The 1271-nt window shown below is 46.1% G+C and carries 2 protein-coding genes; both read right to left on the bottom strand.

Going from position 1 to position 1271, the window contains the following annotated elements; genetic code table 11:
- A partial coding sequence (gene bamB, locus A3762_RS20560) for an outer membrane protein assembly factor BamB (protein WP_197469447.1) occupies window positions 1-1047 on the bottom strand: 1047 nt, incomplete at its 3' end.
- A gap of 20 nt (window positions 1048-1067) precedes the next feature.
- The coding region (locus A3762_RS20555; protein ID WP_156493635.1) for a tetratricopeptide repeat protein at window positions 1068-1271 on the bottom strand (204 nt) is incomplete at its 5' end.

Genomic DNA, 1271 nt, shown 5'->3' with positions numbered 1-1271 from the left:
AACACGCCCTACAAGATCGCCATTGCTTAAATCAAGAAAATGAACATAACCCTCAAAATCAGCGACCACTCCATAATTTAGAATTGTCGTAACAGCACCTAAACGTCGGTATAGGAGTTTTTCCGTTTCCCAAAGCTCTTTGCCTGTCGATGCCTCGACCGCAAAAACTCTTCCGTCGGAATCTGCAGAAATAATAGTATTCCCATCTTTGGACACACCTACGCCTGAATAAGAGGATAAGGCCATCGACCACAAGGTTTCACCAGTAGTAAGACTTATGGCTTTCAAGTCGCCTTGATAAGCGGTTGCATAAAGTGTTCTTCCGCTTAAGACAAAAGTTCCATCGACATCTACTAGACGTTCAAGCTCAGTGCGTCCGCTTGGTGTTCCCAAGTTGACAGACCATTGCTGACGACCCGAATCAATCGCAATACCGATCAAGGCCCCATTAGCGAGACCCACATATACTGAGTCACCGCTAATTAAAGGAGAAGATGTGCCGCGCAGAGAAAGAACGGGCGTATCGCTATCATAACGCCACCTTTGTGCTCCAGTATCAGCGTTAATCCCAAATACCTTCCCATCGCTGGCATGCACAACTACCGTAGACCCGTCGCTTGCTACAACACTCAGTGCTTCTGAACTTAATCGCGCTTGCCACAATTCTTGGCCATTGCTACGAGATAAAGCAATAAGTTGCCCTTGGAACGTATTCACATAGAGCTGGCGACTATCTCCCGACACACCGCCACTAACCCTGCGATCTAAATCTACTTCCCACTCTAAACGACCAGTTTCTGTGGAGCGAGATTGCAATTCACCATCTATGTCGATTGTGAATACGCTGGGCCCACTAACGAAGGGCTCTAGCTGCAGTTGTAATTCATCATCACCAGAACCTGCATCAGCGTCCCACGCTTTATCAACAGAAATCGGGTTTTCAATACGTGATAATTCTGTAGGAATGTTTCCAGTGTCAGAACTACAAGCAAAAAGCGCGGTAAAAACCGCGCTCAAGCCAAGACACTGTATAAGTCTCTTTGTCATACTATGATCCATGAAGGTGACTAAAGGCTCTGTGTGTCCACACCCAAGTCTGACAATTTGACACCTAAAAGTGGTGCTCGTTGTGGCGCATCTTTCACCATATCAAACGCCGCTAGATAACTTTCTTTTGCTGACTCGCGATCACCTTGAAGAATGTAGATATCGCCCTTAATTTCAAGATATGCAGGGGCGAATGCTTCATCTGATGCATCAAGTAAAGCATG

The organism is Oleiphilus sp. HI0125 (assembly GCF_001635355.1).
Note: the sequence above shows the minus strand (reverse complement) of the source record. Positions and strands in the feature narration are given on the sequence as shown.